Origin of the sequence: Paucibacter sp. XJ19-41 (assembly GCF_028462495.1) — a bacterium.
Classification (GTDB): domain Bacteria; phylum Pseudomonadota; class Gammaproteobacteria; order Burkholderiales; family Burkholderiaceae_C; genus Roseateles_E.
Map to the genome: position 1 here is coordinate 1 of NZ_JAQOWX010000135.1, position 13,597 is coordinate 13,597.

11 protein-coding genes are annotated in these 13,597 nt (G+C 67.2%); 7 read left to right on the top strand and 4 right to left on the bottom strand.

Annotated features, from left to right (window positions below):
- From PO768_RS24500 to PO768_RS24510, 3 genes are all read right to left on the bottom strand, one after another.
- A partial coding sequence (locus PO768_RS24500) for a CHASE sensor domain-containing protein (RefSeq protein ID WP_272648125.1) occupies positions 1-555 on the bottom strand: 555 nt, incomplete at its 3' end.
- Between the two features lie 31 nt (positions 556-586).
- Complete coding sequence (locus PO768_RS24505) at positions 587-1,228, bottom strand: response regulator (protein WP_137943307.1); 642 nt, start codon at positions 1,226-1,228, stop codon at positions 587-589.
- Positions 1,225-2,370, bottom strand: coding sequence for a hybrid sensor histidine kinase/response regulator (locus PO768_RS24510; protein WP_137943308.1), 1,146 nt, complete (start codon positions 2,368-2,370; stop codon positions 1,225-1,227). Before PO768_RS24510 ends, PO768_RS24505 begins: the two co-directional genes overlap by 4 nt.
- A gap of 261 nt (positions 2,371-2,631) precedes the next feature.
- On the opposite strand from PO768_RS24510, the gene PO768_RS24515 reads away from it, so the two are divergent.
- The 7 genes from PO768_RS24515 (at position 2,632) to PO768_RS24545 (ending at position 12,376) form a co-directional block, all read left to right on the top strand.
- Entirely contained in the window at positions 2,632-3,090 is a 459-nt protein-coding gene (locus tag PO768_RS24515) for a hypothetical protein (RefSeq protein ID WP_272648126.1), read from the top strand.
- Between the two features lie 49 nt (positions 3,091-3,139).
- Positions 3,140-3,502, top strand: a complete 363-nt coding sequence (locus PO768_RS24520; protein WP_077038091.1) for a response regulator — start codon at positions 3,140-3,142, stop codon at positions 3,500-3,502.
- 28 nt (positions 3,503-3,530) lie between these two features.
- Positions 3,531-5,651: a chemotaxis protein CheA gene (locus tag PO768_RS24525; protein ID WP_272648127.1), complete on the top strand. Its 2,121-nt coding sequence runs from the start codon at positions 3,531-3,533 to the stop codon at positions 5,649-5,651.
- Between the two features lie 24 nt (positions 5,652-5,675).
- Positions 5,676-7,448 carry a methyl-accepting chemotaxis protein gene (locus PO768_RS24530; RefSeq protein WP_442953294.1) on the top strand — a complete coding sequence of 591 codons (1,773 nt, stop codon included), beginning with the start codon at positions 5,676-5,678 and terminating at the stop codon, positions 7,446-7,448.
- 62 nt (positions 7,449-7,510) lie between these two features.
- Entirely contained in the window at positions 7,511-8,044 is a 534-nt protein-coding gene (locus tag PO768_RS24535; protein ID WP_137943312.1) for a chemotaxis protein CheW, read from the top strand.
- Positions 8,045-8,118: 74 nt separating this feature from the next.
- Positions 8,119-10,254: a methyl-accepting chemotaxis protein gene (locus tag PO768_RS24540; protein ID WP_272648128.1), complete on the top strand. Its 2,136-nt coding sequence runs from the start codon at positions 8,119-8,121 to the stop codon at positions 10,252-10,254.
- A gap of 115 nt (positions 10,255-10,369) precedes the next feature.
- Entirely contained in the window at positions 10,370-12,376 is a 2,007-nt protein-coding gene (locus PO768_RS24545; protein ID WP_272648129.1) for a methyl-accepting chemotaxis protein, read from the top strand.
- 34 nt (positions 12,377-12,410) lie between these two features.
- Here the strand turns inward: PO768_RS24545 and PO768_RS24550 are convergent.
- Positions 12,411-13,597 (bottom strand): ABC transporter permease (locus PO768_RS24550; RefSeq protein WP_336297784.1); only part of this gene is annotated, 1,187 nt, incomplete at its 5' end.

Below are 13,597 nucleotides of genomic sequence, written 5' to 3' on the forward strand. Positions count from 1 at the left end.
CAGCACCCGCGCGGCCAGCACGATGGCCAGCAGCGCCAGCACGCCCGTCAGCGCGGCCAGCCGCAGCAGGCCCTGTTCCAGACCGGCCAAGCTCTCGCGCAGCAGCAGATGGCCGACCGCTTCGCCCTGCTGCAGCACTGGCGCATGGACCTGGATTTCGCCGCCTTCGATGACACGGCCGGTCCAGGCCGGCACGGCGGCCTGCGTGGCGCCCTCGGCCGGCCAGCGCGCGAACAGCCGGCCCCGGGAGTCCAGCAGCTGCAACTCCAGCAGCTCGGCGCGGTGCGCGAATGCGGCCAACTCGGCGGCTGCGGCGGCGCGATCTTCGAACACCAGCATCGCCGCCACGCCATGGGCCAGCAGCTGGGCGGCCTGCTCGGCGGCCTGGGCCTGGCGCTCGCGCGCGCCCAGCCAGGACAGCCCGGCGATCAGTCCCAGGGTCAGCAGCAGGGTCGCGGCCAGCACCGTCAGATTGAGCGCCGTCAGGCGGCGCACCAGCGAGCGCTCGGGCGGCCGCGCCCGAGCCGACGCGCCGCTCGGTTCTTGATCAGCCATCAGCGCTTTATCGGCGCGCTGCCGGCCGGCTTTAGCTCTCGACCAGACCGTTGCGGATCGCGTAGACCGTCAGCTCGGAGTTGTTCGACAGGGCCAGCTTTTCCAGCACGCGGGCGCGGTAGACGCTGACGGTCTTGGGGCTCAGCGTCAGCTCCTCGGCGATGTCGGACAGACGCTTGCCCGAGGCGATCATCACCAGGGTCTGCAGCTCGCGGTCGGAGAGCTTCTGGTGGGCCTGCTCGGTGGATGGCGCGGTCAGGCTCTCGACCAGCATCTGGGCGATCTCGGGCGTCACATACTTGCGCCCCTGTGCCACGGTGCGCACCGCCGCCACCAGCAGCTGCGGGTCGCCGCCCTTGTTGACATAGCCGAAGGCACCGGCCTTCAGCGCGCGGATCGCGTACTGGTCTTCCGGATACATCGAGACGATCAGCACCCGCACCGGGTTGCCCTCGTCCTTCAGCACATGCAGCACGTCCAGGCCGCTACGGCCCGGCATATTGATGTCCAGCACCAGCACATCGCAGTCCTTGTCGGGCTGGCGCATCAGCGTGCGCAACTCGCCGTAATCGCCGGCCTCGCCGATGACCTCGATATCGGCCGCATCGGACAGGGTGTCGCGGATGCCGCGGCGTATCAGCGCATGGTCGTCACACAGAATCACCTTGATCATGCGCAGCCCCAGGCCGAAGGATCGTGGGTGGCGGCGCGGCCGGCCTCGTCATCGGCCAGGCTGTCGTCGGGCGCTTCGAGCGGCACCGACAGGATCAGGCTGGTCCCTCTGCTATTGCTGCTCAAATCGACCCATCCCCCAACGGTTGCGGCCCGTTCATGCAGACCACGGATGCCGAATGATCGCGCCTTGGCAAGATCGCCTGGCGCCACGCCCTGACCATTGTCGCTGACCTCCAGGGTCAGCACGCCCGAGTCGACGCTCAGCTCGATATCGACCCGGCTGGCATTTGCATGCTTGCTGACATTGGTCAAGGCTTCCTGCGCGGTGCGGTAGGCCACCAGCGGCACGCCGGCCGGCAGCTGGATCTGCTCATGGCTGGTGCGCATGGTCGTCGTGATGCCGGTGCGGCGCTCGAAACGCATGCTCATCCACTGCACCGCCGCGACCAGGCCCTGCTCGAGGATGGCCGGCCGCAGGTTGTGCATGATGCGCTGGCTGGCCTCGATCGCGTAGCTGACGGTCTCCAGCGCCGACTGCACGCGCTGGCGCACCGCCGCGTCCTGCGCATGGCGGGCGATCCAGGCCAGGTCGAACTTCAGCGCCGTCAGCGAGCCGCCGACATCGTCGTGGATCTCGCGCGCGATTGCCGCGCGCTCCATCTCGACGCTGGTCTGCAAATGGCCGGCCAGCTCGTGCAGGCGCTGCTTGCTCTTGCGCAGTTCGCGGTCGGCCTCCAGACGGGCGCACTGCATGTCGTTGGCCTCGATGGCGTGCAGCAGGGCCGGCGCCAGCCGCGCCAGATTGTTCTTCAGCAGATAGTCGGAGGCGCCGGTGCGCATCGCCGCCACGGCCGTGTCTTCGCCGATCTCGCCGGAGACCAGCACGAAGGGAATCAGGCGCTTGCTCTCCTTGAGCATGTCCAGCACCACCAGGCCGGAGAAACCGGGCAGGTTGTAGTCGGACACGATGGCATCCCAGGCCTCGGTCAGCGCCTGCGCGACCTCGGCCAGGGTATCGACCCGGTGCACCTCCAGGTCCAGGCCGGCGCGGCGCAACTGGGCCACGATCAGTTGGTGATCGAGTTCCGAATCCTCAACATGGAGTACACGCAGGCGACGCTCGGCGCTAGAAACAGTCATGGGGCGGGAGTATGCCAAGAATGTGCAACAACTCACGGCAGCCCTGCCGCTATCCATGAACGGCAGCGCCGCCCAGCCCACAATCCGGCGTTAACCCGCATCAGGTTTGTTGGATTCGGGTCGATTCCAAGAAATAGGCCCAGTTCGGGCCGATTGTCCTGTCGACATGCCCACAAGAAATGCCGAAGATCCCGGATATGACCGGACCATCCGGTCGTCTGAGCCAGGTCAGCACATAACAAGCATGGAGCGACGAAGCCGATGAACGAAAACTCCACCCCTGATGAAGAGCCGGGCATGCTCCCTTTGCTGGCCGCCGCCGAACTGCAGGACCACCTGATGACGGTGACCAACGATCTGGAGCGCCTGCAGCGCCTGCTCGACGATGCCGGCGAGGCCTTGTCCGGCCATTTTTACAGCGCCTCCAGCCAGGTCCAGACCCTGCTGCGCCAGGCCGCCGAAAACCCAGGCGCCGACAGCGGTGCGCTGCACCATGTGATGGAAGACATTGCCGGCGCCATCACGGCGCTGCAGTTCCAGGACATGGCCACCCAGCTGATCGCTCACACCAGTCAGCGCCTGCGCAACTGCGCCGACCAGCTGGCGCGCGACACCTTTGGCGACGACGAGGACGGTGAGGCGGTCGTCGAGATCGCGCCGCTGCGCCCCAATCCCGTGACTCAGGACGAAATGGACGCAGGGTCCATCGAACTGTTCTAAAGAGTTCTCAAGTTCAACCGATATCAGCTTGTTATCCGGAGAGAAAGCGATGCATTCAATTCTTGCTGTGGACGATTCGGCCTCGATGCGCCAGATGGTCTCCTTCACCCTCAAGAACGCAGGTTTCAATGTGGTTGAGGCGGTCGATGGCCAGGATGCCTGGGAAAAGTCCAGCTCGCGCGATTTCGATCTGGTGCTGACCGATCAGAACATGCCGCGCATGGACGGCATCAGCCTGACCAAGAAACTGCGCGACAACCCCAAGTTCAAAACCACCCCCATCCTGATCCTGACCACCGAGTCCAGCGACCAGATGAAGCAGGCCGGCCGTGCCGCTGGCGCCACCGGCTGGCTGGTCAAGCCTTTTGATCCGGCCAAGCTGATCGAGGTGATCGGCAAAGTGATTCGCTGAGGCCTGGCGCCACAACAAGGAGTAAAGCATGGGAGAAATGACCTCCGAAGGCGCAAGCCTGAGTGCCGGCATTGACCTGAGTCAGTTCTACCAGGTCTTCTTCGAGGAAGCCGGCGAGAACCTCGACAATATGGAACAGCTGCTGCTGAACCTGAATATCGAGACTGCCGACGATGAAGAGCTGAACGCGATCTTCCGCTGCGCGCACTCGATCAAGGGTGGTGCGGCAACCTTCGGCTTCGGCGATGTGGCCGAGCTGACCCACCAGATGGAGACGCTGCTGGACAAGCTGCGCCGCCACGAGCTGGCACCGAATGCCGCGATGGTGGACATCCTGCTGCAGTCGGGCGATGCCTTGCGCGCGCAGCTGGGCCGCCACCAGGGCTCCGGTGCAGACGCCGTCGACACCACCGACCTGCTGACCAGCATCCGCGCGCTGGTCGAGGGCAAGGAGGTGACGGCAGCACCGGCAGTGCAGAGCGCCGCGCCGGCACCGGCGCCCAAGCCGGCCGCCGCGCCGGCCAAGCCGACCGCACGCGAGCTGGAGCTGCAGGTCGGGCCGCTGGCCGACCTGAGCCTGGCCGACAACCTGGTCGAGCTGTTCAAGGAAATCACCGATCTGGGCACGATAGAGCCGCTGGACGGCGGTGTTTCCTCCGACGGCATGCGCCGCTACAAGATCCTGACCGGCAGCACCGACAACGATCTGCTGGATCTCTTCACCTTCCATGTGGCCCGTGAGCAGGTCAAGCTGCTGCCGCTGGGCCCGGGCTTCGGCTTCCACGAGGGCGCGCCCGGCGCGCCGCCGGCCGAGGCCGTGAGCCAGGACCCCGGCTACGGCTTCTTCGACGATGCCCCGGGCCTGCCCAGCGGCAGCACCAGCACCGAGCTCGAAGCCCAGGCCCAGTTGCCCGCAGAGGCACCGAAGGCCGTGGTCGCGAAGCCGGTCGCCAAGACCGAGGCCCGCCCCCCGGCCGGCGGCATGGACCAGTCCACGCTGCGCGTCTCGGTCGAGAAAGTCGACCAGCTGATCAATCTGGTCGGCGAGCTGGTCATCACCCAGGCGATGCTGGCGCAGAACAGCAGCCAGCTGGACCCGGCCCTGTATCAGCAGTTGGCCTCAGGCCTGGCCGATCTGGAGCGCAACACCCGGGATCTGCAGGAATCGGTGATGTCGATTCGCATGATTCCGATGTCGGGCGTATTCAACCGCTTCCCGCGCATGCTGCGCGACCTGGCCGCCAAGCTGGGCAAGAAGGTCGAACTGGTCACGCAGGGCGAAGCCACCGAGCTGGACAAGGGTCTGGTCGAGAAGATCACCGACCCGCTGACCCATCTGGTGCGCAACAGCTGCGACCACGGCATCGAGCTGCCGGCCGAGCGAGTCGCCAAGGGCAAGCCCGAGCAGGGCACGATTACCCTGGTCGCCTCGCACCAGGGCGGCTCCATCGTGATCGAGGTGCGCGACGACGGCCGCGGCCTGAACCGCGACAAGCTGATCAAGAAGGCGCGCGAGAAAGGCATCGATGCGCCCGACTCGATGAGCGATGCCGAGGTCTGGGGCCTGATCTTCGCGCCCGGCTTCTCCACCGCCGACCAGGTCACCGATGTCTCGGGACGCGGCGTCGGCATGGACGTGGTCAAGCGCAATATCACCCAGCTGGGCGGCACGGTCGAGATCGACTCGGCCGAGGGCTATGGCATGAAGGTCTCGGTGCGCCTGCCGCTGACCCTGGCCATCATGGACGGCATGAGCGTGGGCGTCGGCGACGAGGTCTACATCCTGCCGCTGGCCTCGGTGGTCGAATCCTTCCAGGTCCAGGCCGACACCATCAAGACCGTCGGCGGCTCCGGCCGCGTGGTCGAGGTGCGCGACGAATACATGCCGGTCGTGGAATTGGAGCAGGTTTTCAATGTTCCGCGTTTCGATTTCGAGCATGTCAGCTCCATCATGGTGGTGGTGGAAGCCGAAGGGGGCCGCGTGGCCATGCTGGTGGACGAGTTGCTCGGCCAGCAGCAGGTGGTCGTGAAGAACCTGGAAGCCAACTACCGCAAGGTGCCCGATGTCTCGGGCGCCACCATCATGGGCGACGGCCGCGTCGCGCTGATTCTCGATGTGGGCAGCCTGGTCAGGCGCTCGCGTCACTGACGTCGAAGCTACAGAGGTATCCGAATGAGTATGAGTGCAATGCTCCGCCGCTTCAGCATACGCACCCGCATGATTGGCGCGATCGCCATGGTGCTGGTGCTGCTGCTGGCCGTGGGCAGTGTCGGTCTGCTGGGCATGAACTCGATGCGCGACCAGACCAAGCAGTTTGCCGAAGTGTCCGTCGGCGAAGCCAACCAAGTCACCCGCCTGGTTCACGCCATGGGGGAGATGCGGCGCTTCGAGAAGGACATGATCATCAACTACGAGAAGCCCGAGGTCGTCAAGGCGATGCGCGCCAAATGGGACGACTCGCGCAAATCCATCGCCGAGATCGCCAAAGCCATGCGCAGCGGTGAAAGCGCCGGCGACAAGGCCAGCATGGCCAAGGTGCTGAGCCTGCTGGACGCCTACGCCACCAAGGCCCAGCCGGTGCTGACCCAGCTGGAGGCTGGCGGCTACGACAACGCCGCCGTGGCCGACAAGCTGCTGGGCCGCGCCAAGGACGATGTGGCCCTGGCCGAGAAGCAGATCGATGAGCTGCGCGCCGCGCTGCAGCAGGAAGCCACCGACACGCACCAGCGTGCCGAGGCCACCCAGGGCCAGGTCTTGACCGCCTTCATCGTCGTGCTGGCCCTGGCCGCCGCCGTGGTGGTGCCGCTGACCCTCTTGAATATGCAGAGCATCTGCAAGCCGCTGGCCGAGGCCGAACTGCTGGCCGAAGCGATCGCCAAGGGCGACCTGACCAGCAGCGCCGCCGTGGTCGAGGGTCAGGACGAGGCCTCGCATCTGATGCGCTCGCTGCAGAATATGCAGGCCTCGCTGCAGAACCTGGTGGGCCAGCTGCGCACCTCGGCCGACAGCATCCGCACCGCCTCGGTCGAGATCGCCACCGGCAACCAGGATCTCTCTAGCCGCACCGAGCAGACCGCTTCCAATCTGCAGCAGGCCGCCTCGTCGATGGTGCAGCTGACCGGCACCGTCAAGCAGACCGCCGATTCGGCCCGCACCGCCAACCAGCTGGTGTCTTCGGCCTCGAACGCCGCCGCCAAGGGCGGCCAGGTGGTCAGCCAGGTGGTCTCGACGATGGACGAGATCAACACCAGCTCGAAGAAGATCAGCGACATCATCGGCGTGATCGATGGCATCGCCTTCCAGACCAATATCCTGGCCTTGAACGCCGCCGTCGAAGCAGCCCGCGCCGGCGAGCAGGGCCGCGGCTTCGCGGTCGTGGCCGGCGAGGTGCGCTCGCTGGCCCAGCGCAGTGCCGAGGCCGCCCGCGAGATCAAGACCCTGATCGGCGCCAGCGTCGAGCGGGTCGAGACCGGCGCGCGCCTGGTGCAGGAAGCCGGCAGCTCGATGAGCGACATTGTCTCCAGCGTGCAGCGCGTCTCCGACATCATCGGCGAGATCACCGCCGCCTCGGCCGAGCAGAGCGACGGCATCGGCCAGGTCAACCAGTCGGTGGTGCAGCTCGACCAGATGACGCAGCAGAACGCCGCGCTGGTGGAGGAATCCGCTGCCGCCGCCGAGAGCCTGAAGGACCAGGCCGAGCGCCTGGCCCTGGCGGTCGACAAGTTCCGCATCAGCAAGCAGGCCAGCGCGATGCTGGCGCCGGCGGCCCCATCGGTCAAAGCGTTCAGCCCGGCCAAGCCGGCGCCGGCCAAGATCGCGGCGCCTCGAACTACCACGACCACTGCTGCAAAGCCGGCCGCCGCGCCGCGCCCGCCGCCCAAGCCGCCGGCGCCCAGCCCCAAGCCCGCGATGGCCGCCGCCGATGGCGACTGGGAAACCTTTTGATGCCCGCCGGCATCACCCGCCCACCTTTTGATCATCAAGCCCACACCACAACGAGGTAAGCCATGGAAACCATCAGCGAAACGACCCAGCTGGTCCGCCGTGAATCCGCCGGCAATCTGGCCGTCAAAGCCCATGGCCCGGCCAGCGGCGAATACCTGACCTTCCGCCTCGGCGGCGAGGAATACGGCATCGACATCCTGAAGGTGCAGGAAATCCGCAGCTACGAGCCGCCCACCCGCATCGCCAACGCCCCGGACTTCATCAAGGGCGTGGTCAATCTGCGCGGCGTCATCGTGCCCATCGTCGATCTGCGCCTGAAGCTGGGCTGCCCCACTGCCGAGTACAACAGCTTCACCGTCGTGATCGTGCTGAATGTGCGCAACCGCGTGGTCGGTGCGGTGGTCGACTCGGTGTCCGATGTGCTGGAGCTGAGCCGCGACGCGATCCGCCCCGCGCCCGAACTGAATGCCAGCGCGGTCGACACCAGCTTCATCACCGGCATCGGCGCGGTCAACGACCGCATGCTGATCCTGATGGACATCGAAGGGCTGATGAGCAGCGCCGACATGGGTCTGATGGACTCTGTGATCGGCTGACAGCACCCGGGCCCGCCAGCGTAGCGGGCCTTCTTTTGACAGGGACGGACTCTGGGTCCAAGGAGTTGCCCCATATGGCTACCGGAATTACTTCGATCGCACGCCGCGTCTCTCTGGTCGGCGTCGTTTCCCTCTCCGTGATCCTGCTGGCCACCAGCGGGATCGTCAGCGTGATGCTGACCAAGGTCGCTCATGAACGTGTGGTCAGCTGGGTCGGCGACAAGACCCAGTCGCTGATCGACACCATGCACGCGATGGACGACACCTCGCGCACCCTGGTCGAGCGCAGCTTCGGCACCTTCCGCCAGGAGTTCGGTCCCAGCTTCACGCTGGACGAGGCCACCGGCGAGCTGCGCGACTGGGGCCCGACCCTGAACGGCAACTTCACCCAGGTCGACAAGTTCGCGGCCACCAGCGGCGGCGTCGCCACGGTGTTCGCCGCCAAGGGCGACGACTTCCTGCGCATCACCACCTCGCTGAAGAACGACAAGGGAGAGCGCGCGATGGGCACGCTGCTGGGCAAGCAGCACCCGGCCTATGCCACGCTGACGGCCGGCAAGCCCTATGCGGGCCGCGCCAATCTGTTCGGCCGCGCCTATATGACCTATTACGAGCCGGTCAAGAACGATGCCGGCAAGCAGGTCGGCCTGCTCTTCATCGGCTTCGACCTCGATGCCTTCGAGGCGGCGATGAACAAGATGGCCGGCGACGCCAAGTTCTTCGACAGCGGCGGCACCTATATGGTCAGCGTCGGCAAGGACCCGGCCCAGGCCCGTTTCGCCTCGCATCCGACGGCCAAGGGCAAGCTGGTCAGCGAGGTCGCGCCCGAGCTGATCAAGCAGCTCGGCGAGGTCGGCGAGGACGGCTATCTGGGCGATTCGCCCGATGTGCTGGGCAATGGCCACAGCGACAACTTCGCCGTCGTTCGCAAGAACGACAAGGCCGGGCTGTGGGTCGTCGCCCAGGTCTCGCGCGGCGAGGCGATGGCCTCTCACTGGGCCACGCTGGTGCCCTTCTGGCTGATGCTGGGTGGCACGACAGTGGCGCTGGGCTTCGGCCTGTTCTGGATGATGCGCAACTGGGTCGCCAAGCCGCTGGCCTCGCTCAGCGAGGGCGTGCGCGCCATCGCCCAGGGCGATCTGAGCGTGCCGGTGCGCAGCGATCGACAGGACGAGATCGGCGCGCTGATGCGCGATACCGAGGGCATGCGCCAGCGCCTGGCCGACATCATCGGCACGGTGCGCAACTCGGTCGACTCGATAGGCACGGCCAGCGCCGAGATCGCCACCGGCAACCAGGACCTGAGCCAGCGTACCGAGCAGACCGCCTCGAATCTGCAGATCACCGCCTCCTCGATGGTGGAGCTGACCGGCACCGTCAAGCAGACCGCCGACTCGGCCCGCACCGCCAACCAGCTGGTGTCGACGGCCTCCAGCGCCGCCGCCAAGGGCGGCGAGGTGGTCAGCCAGGTGGTCTCGACGATGGACGAGATCAACACCAGCTCGAAGAAGATCAACGACATCATCGGCGTGATCGACGGCATCGCCTTCCAGACCAATATCCTGGCCTTGAACGCCGCCGTCGAAGCGGCCCGCGCCGGCGAGCAGGGCCGCGGCTTCGCGGTCGTGGCGGCCGAGGTGCGCTCGCTGGCCCAGCGTTCGGCGGCGGCCGCCAAGGAGATCAAAGGCCTGATCGGCGCCAGCGTCGACCGGGTCGAGGTCGGCAGCCGCCTGGTGCAGGAGGCCGGCAGCTCGATGCAGGACATCGTCGCCAGCGTGGCCCGGGTCTCCGACATCATCGGCGAGATCACCGCCGCCTCGGCCGAGCAGAGCGACGGCATCGGCAATGTCAACCAGTCGGTCGTGCAACTCGACCAGATGACGCAGCAGAACGCCGCCCTGGTCGAACAGTCCGCGGCCGCCGCCGAGAGTCTCAAGGAGCAGGCCCATCGCCTGGTCGAGGCGGTCTCGGTGTTCCGGGTCGCGCCGGGCCAGTCGGCCGCCGCACCGCTACCGAACAAGCCCGCCCCCGCCACGAAAGCGAGCACGGTCGCCGCCAGGCCCGCCCCCGCCAAGAGCAGCCCGGCCAGCTCCGGCTCCAAGCAGGTCGCGCAGACGGTGCTGGCCAAGGCGGCTCAATCCAGCAAGCCTGCCGCTGCCCTGAGCCCGCCCAAGGCGGCCAAGGACGACGGCGATTGGGAAACGTTCTGAGTTGACAAATGATGCCGCCGGACATGCTCGCAGAAGCAGATCGCCGGCGAACGAATTCAGGGGGGAACGGGCCGCAGGGCCCGGCCCCCTTTTTTGTTTTTCGAGGAGCACAACAATGTTTGATTCGATCAAGACCAAGCTGATCAGCCTGTGCGTCGGGGTGGTGGTAGTGACTCTGAGCATCGTCACCGTCGCCGACTACCTGATCGTGCGCAAGCACACCCATGCCCAGGTCAACGCCAGCCTGGATGCGCTGGCGGCCGCCCATGGCGCCACCATTGCCCAATGGGTCAGATCGCAGCGCGACATCGTCGGCTCGATACAGCCCGTGGCCAAGATTGCAGACCCCATACCGATGCTGGTGCAGGCGGCCAAATCCGGGCGTCTGGACAATGCCTATGTCGGCCTGGCGGACAAGAGCGTGCATTTCTCGACCCCGCAGAACGATCTGCCGCCCGGCTACGACCCCACCGCCCGCCCCTGGTACAAGCAGGCGGAAGGCGCCAGCGGCGCGGTGCTGACCGAACCCTATGTCGATGCCGGCACCAAGCGCCTGGTCGTGACCTTTGCGCAGGCGGTCAAGGAAGGCGGCAAGACCCTGGCGGTGGTGGCCGCCGATGTCTATCTGGACGGCGTGGTCGAGACCGTCAAGTCCATCAAGCCTACACCGGCCGGCTGGGCCTTTCTGACCTCGCGCCAGGGCAAGATCATTGCCCACCCCGACGCCAATCTGGCGATGAAGCCCGGCACCGAGCTGAGCCCGCAGTTCGACGCGGCGGCGCTGGAGGCCAGCCTGAAGCCCGGCGCCAGCTGGGTCGAGGCCAAGGTCGGTGAGCAGACCGTGCTGATGCGTGCCGCGCCGATCGCCGAGACCGACTGGGTGCTGGTCACGGCCGCCGACAAGGGCGAGGCCCTGGCCTCGCTGAGTTCCCTGGTCAATACCTCGGTGATCGCGCTGGTCGTCGTGATGGTGCTGGCGGGCCTGCTGGTCGCGGGTCTGGTGACCGCGATGCTGGGCGGGCTCGACAAGGTGCGCGCCGCGCTCGACGAGATCAGCGCCGGCGGCGGCGACCTGACCCAGCGCCTGCCGGTGGCCGGTAAGGACGAGATCGCCCGCATCGCCGGCTCCTTCAACACCTTTGCCGAGAAGATCCAGCACATCCTGCTCGATGTGCGGGCCGCCAGCAACTCCATCACCACCGCGTCCAGCGAGATCGCGGTCGGCGCGCAAGACCTGTCACAGCGCACCGAGCAGACGGCGGCCAATCTGGAGCAGGCCGCCTCGTCGATGGAAGAGCTGACCGCCACCGTGCGCCAGACCGCCGATGCCGCGCTGACCGCCAACCAGCTGGCCTCCTCGGCCTCCTCTGCCGCAGCCAAGGGCGGCACCGTGGTCGGCCAGGTGGTCTCGACGATGGACGCGATCACGACCAGCTCGAAGAAGATCAGCGACATCATCGGCGTGATCGATGGCATCGCCTTCCAGACCAACATCCTGGCGCTAAATGCGGCCGTCGAGGCGGCCCGCGCTGGCGAGCAGGGCCGCGGCTTCGCGGTCGTGGCCTCGGAGGTGCGCTCTTTGGCCCAGCGCAGCGCCGATGCGGCCAAGGAGATCAAGGGCCTGATCGGCGCCAGCGTCGACAGCGTCGAGGCCGGCAGCCGCCTGGTGCAGGAAGCCGGCAGCTCGATGAACGACATCGTCTCCAGCGTGCAGCGCGTCACCGACATCATCGGCGAGATCACCGCCGCCTCGACCGAGCAGAGCAGCGGCATCGCCCTGGTCAATGATGCCGTCGTCCACCTGGACCAGATGACCCAGCAGAACGCCGCCCTGGTCGAGGAATCGGCGGCGGCGGCCGAGAGCCTGAAGGACCAGGCCCACAAGCTGACCGAGGTGGTGTCGGTGTTCAGGCTCTCCAACAACGATGCGGCACCGGCCTACCAGGCGTCCGCTGTGTCCAAGCCCAAGCCAGCGGCAGCGCCGGCCGCGCACCGGCCGGTGGCCGCCAAGCCCGCCGCACCCAAGCCGGCTGCCAAGACCGAGGCCCCTCGCCCGGCCGCCGCCGCGCCGAAGCCGGCGCCCAAGCCGCAGGGCAATGACAGCGACTGGGAGACCTTCTGATCCGGGCAGCCCGACGCCGCGCTGAAGCGGCCGTTCAGTTGGTGTCCGCCTCGCGCAAGGTCACCATCACCGGCCGCTGCAGCACGCCGCGCAGACTCCACCAGCCGGCCGCCTGGGCCAGCAGCGCGCCCAGCGCGGCGCTGGCCAGCGGCACCCAGGGGCTGCCGCCCCAGTCGAACTCGAACACATAGCGCGCCAGCAGGCTGCCCAGCGCCAGCGCGACCAGACCGGCCAGCGCGCCGGCCAGCGCGCCCACGCCCAGCAACTCGGCGCGTTGCACCTGGGCCAGCAGCTGCTTGCTGGCGCCCAGCGCCCGCATCAGACCGAACTCGCGGATGCGCGACTCGCGCGTGCTGCTGACCGCGCTGAGCAGCACCACCAGGCCGGTGGCCAAGGTGAACGCGAACAGGAACTGCACCGCCTGTATCACCTGGTCCAGCACCTGCTGCACCTGCTGGATCTGGGCCGAGACATCGACATTGGTGATGTTGGGAAAGTCATGGCTGAGCTGCCTATCCAGCTCGCCGCCCGGGGGCGCTCGGAAGGCCGCGATATAGGTGCTGGGCAGCTCGGGCATGGCCGCGCGCGGGAACAGCACGAAGAAGTTGACCCGCATCGAGCTCCAGTCCACCTTGCGCAGGCTGCTGATACGGCCGCTGACGATGCTGCCGGCGATATCGAAGCTCAGGCTGTCGCCGAGCTTGAGCCCCAGCTGCTTGGCCAGGCCCTCCTCGACGCTCAGCCCCTGGGCCTCGTCGGCGGTCCAGCGCCCGCCGACCAGTTGGTTGTGGGTCGGCAGCTCGGCGCCATGGCTCAGATTGAACTCGCGCTCGACCAGGCGTTGCGAGCGCTCCTCGCTGAACTGCTTGGGCGCCACCGTCTTGCCATTGATCGCAACCAGACGGCCGCGGATCATCGGATACCAGTCATAACCGCTCACACCGGCCGTCTTCAACTGCTGCTGGAAGGCCTCGCCCTGATCGGGCTGGATATTGATGACGAAGCGGTTCGGCGCATCGGCCGGGCTGGCCGCACGCCAGCTGGCGATCAGGTCGGTGCGCAGCAGCACCAGCAGGGCCAGCGCCAGCAGACCCACCGCCAGCGCCGAGACCTGCACCACCGCGAAGGCCGGCCGCGCCGCCACCTGGCGGGTCGCCAGCAGCAGCCAGCGCGGCGCGCCCGCGCCGGGCACCAGACGGCGCAGCAGCAGCACCGCGCCCC